The organism is Rhizobacter sp. (genome assembly GCF_031412495.1).
Classification (GTDB): Bacteria; Pseudomonadota; Gammaproteobacteria; order Burkholderiales; family Burkholderiaceae_C; genus Schlegelella_A.
On sequence record NZ_JANODC010000491.1, the window covers coordinates 1 to 2,829 of the forward strand.

Here is a 2,829-nt window from a genome sequence, read left to right on the forward strand (position 1 = left end):
GCGCACCTGATCGCGCTGCACGAGGTGGGCTCGAACAATCCGGACGGGATCGAGATCAAGGATACGAAGGACGCCCGCGGCAACCCGGTCGACGGCATCCCGTTCCACCCGTACTACACGGTGCACGACATCTACGCCGTCAGCATCTTCCTGTTCCTCTTCAGCGCGGTCGTCTTCTTCGCGCCCGAGGGCGGCGGCTACTTCCTCGAGTTCAACAACTTCATCGAGGCGAATCCGTTGCGCACGCCCGCGCACATCGCGCCGGTCTGGTACTTCACGCCGTACTACTCGATGCTGCGCGCGACGACCGACCTGATGGTCAACGTCCTGGCCGTGCTGCTCGCGATCGGTGCGGTCCTGGCCATCCTTCGCGGCGGACTGGCGGCGCGGGGCAAGATCGCCGCGGCCGTCGGCGCGATCGTGCTGGTGGCCCTGCTCAAGACCTTCGATGCCAAGTTCTGGGGCGTCGTGATCATGGGCGCCTCGGTCATGATCCTGTTCTTCCTGCCCTGGCTCGACCGCAGCCCGGTGCGATCGATCCGCTATCGCCCCGACTGGCACAAGTACGCCTACGGGGTGTTCGTCTTCTTCTTCCTCGTCCTCGGCTACCTCGGCTCGCAGCCGCCGTCGGCGGTGGGCAACTACCTTTCCCAGCTGGGCACGCTGATCTACTTCGGCTTCTTCCTGCTCATGCCGTGGTGGAGCCGCATCGGCACCTTCAAGCCGGTGCCGAGCCGCGTCACCTTCAACGCCCACTGATCCCAGCAGCCGAGCCTCAACGATGAAGAAAATCCTGCTCCGCCTGCTCTTGGCCTTCGGCATCGCCCTCCACGCCGGCCCGGCACTGGCCGCGGGCGACGGCTACCTGTGGGACAAGTTCCCGCCGGCCAAGATGACCGACCTGGCTTCGCTGCAGAACGGCGCCAAGGTGTTCGTCAACTACTGCCTGAACTGCCATTCGGCGACGTACATGCGCTACAACCGCATGAACGACATCGGCCTCACCGACGAGCAGATCAAGAAGAACCTTCTGTTTGCCACCGACAAGGTCGGCGAAACGATGAAGACGACGCTTGATCCGAGGCAGGCGAAGGACTGGTTCGGCGCCGCACCGCCCGACCTCTCGGTGATCGCCCGCTCGCGGGCCGAGATCGGCAAGGGCAGCGGCGCCGACTACCTCTACACGCTCTGGCGCACGTATTACCGCGACGACAGCAAGCCGACCGGCTGGAACAACCTGGCCTTTCCGGACATCGCCATGCCGCATGCGCTGTGGCAGCTGCAGGGCGAGCGCCGCGCCCGCTACGTCGAGGAGAAGGACCCGCACGCCGAGGGCAAGACGATCCGCCGCTTCGTCGGCTTCGAGCAGATCACGCCAGGCCTGCTGAACGACCGCCAGTACGACGAGCTGGTCGGCGACCTGGTCGCCTACCTGCAGTGGATGGGCGAGCCGGCGCAAGGCCAGCGCGTGCGCATCGGCGTCGGCGTCCTCATCTTCCTCGGTCTTTTCGTGCTGATCACCTGGCGCCTCAGCTCGGCGTACTGGAGAAGCGTTCACTAGACCCGCCGCTGCCCCCCGCGGCAGCGTGCCCACGGCGAGCCCGGCAGTCCTGCCGCCTCGCCGCCCCGTCATTGCCAGCCCCTGAGGATCCCCGACCATGATGGTGCTCTATTCCGGAACCACCGACCCGTACTCGCACCGCTGCCGCTTCGTGCTGTTCGAAAAAGGCATGGACTTCGAGATCCGCGACGTCGATCTCTTCGCCAAGCCCGAGGACATCGCCCTGATGAACCCGTACAACGAGGTTCCCATCCTCGTCGAGCGGGACCTCATCCTGTACGAGTCGCACATCATCAACGAGTACATCGACGAGCGCTTCCCGCATCCGCAGCTGATGCCGGGCGATCCGGTCGCGCGCGCCCGCGTGCGCCTGTTCCTCTTCAACTTCGAGAAGGAGCTGTTCGCGCACGTCAACATCCTCGAGGGCCGGGGCACGACCAAGGGCACGGACAAGCAGCTCGAGAAGGCGCGCTCGCAGATCCGCGATCGGCTGACCCAGCTGGCGCCGATCTTCCTGAAGAACAAGTACATGCTCGGCGACGACTTCTCCATGCTCGACGTCGCGATCGCCCCGCTGCTCTGGCGCCTGGACTACTATGGGATCGACATGTCCAAGAACGCCGTGCCGCTGCTGAAGTACGCCGAGCGAATCTTCTCGCGGCCGGCCTACATCGAGGCGTTGACGCCCTCGGAGAAGGTCATGCGGAAGTAGAGCCATGACGGCGCCGATCGCCCCTGCCACGGCCGGCACCTCGACCCGGCCCTACCTGATTCGTGCCCTGCACGACTGGTGCACGGACAACGGCTTCACCCCGTACATCGCCGTCTACGTCGACGACCACGTGCGGGTGCCCAAGGAATACGTCAAGAACAACGAGATCGTCCTCAACGTCGGCTTCGAGGCGACCAGCGCGCTGAAGCTCGGCAACGAGCTGATCGAGTTCAAGGCCCGCTTCGGCGGCACGTCGCGCGAGATCGCCGTGCCGATCGACCACGTCATCGCCATCTACGCGCGCGAGAACGGCCAGGGCATGGCGTTCCCGATGCCGAGCGACGCCGGCTCGGGCGAGCCGCGCGAGGCCGGCCCGGCAGCTGCCAAGGCAGCCCCTGCGCCGCCGCGCGGCCCGCGCCTGGCGCGCAGCGAAGGAAGTTCGCCGAAGGCGAGCCGCGGCAGCGACCTCGCCGGGGCGGATTCCCCGCCCCCCGACCCACCGCCAAAGCGGCCCTCGCTCAAGCGCGTCAAGTAGCCGCGAGCCGCGCCTATACTG

At 66.3% G+C, this 2,829-nt stretch carries 4 protein-coding genes; all 4 read left to right on the forward strand.

Going from position 1 to position 2,829, the window contains the following annotated elements; translation table 11 throughout:
• A partial coding sequence (locus tag AC30N0_RS18395; RefSeq protein ID WP_489519335.1) for a cytochrome b occupies positions 1–759 on the forward strand: 759 nt, incomplete at its 5' end.
• Positions 760–781: 22 nt separating this feature from the next.
• On the forward strand, positions 782–1,561 hold the full coding sequence (locus tag AC30N0_RS18400; protein WP_489519336.1) for a cytochrome c1: 780 nt from the start codon (positions 782–784) through the stop codon (positions 1,559–1,561).
• A 97-nt stretch (positions 1,562–1,658) separates the two neighbouring features.
• Positions 1,659–2,273 carry a glutathione S-transferase N-terminal domain-containing protein gene (locus tag AC30N0_RS18405; protein WP_489519337.1) on the forward strand — a complete coding sequence of 205 codons (615 nt, stop codon included), beginning with the start codon at positions 1,659–1,661 and terminating at the stop codon, positions 2,271–2,273.
• A 4-nt stretch (positions 2,274–2,277) separates the two neighbouring features.
• Positions 2,278–2,808 carry a ClpXP protease specificity-enhancing factor gene (locus tag AC30N0_RS18410; RefSeq protein WP_489519338.1) on the forward strand — a complete coding sequence of 177 codons (531 nt, stop codon included), beginning with the start codon at positions 2,278–2,280 and terminating at the stop codon, positions 2,806–2,808.
• Positions 2,809–2,829: the final 21 nt, after the last annotated feature.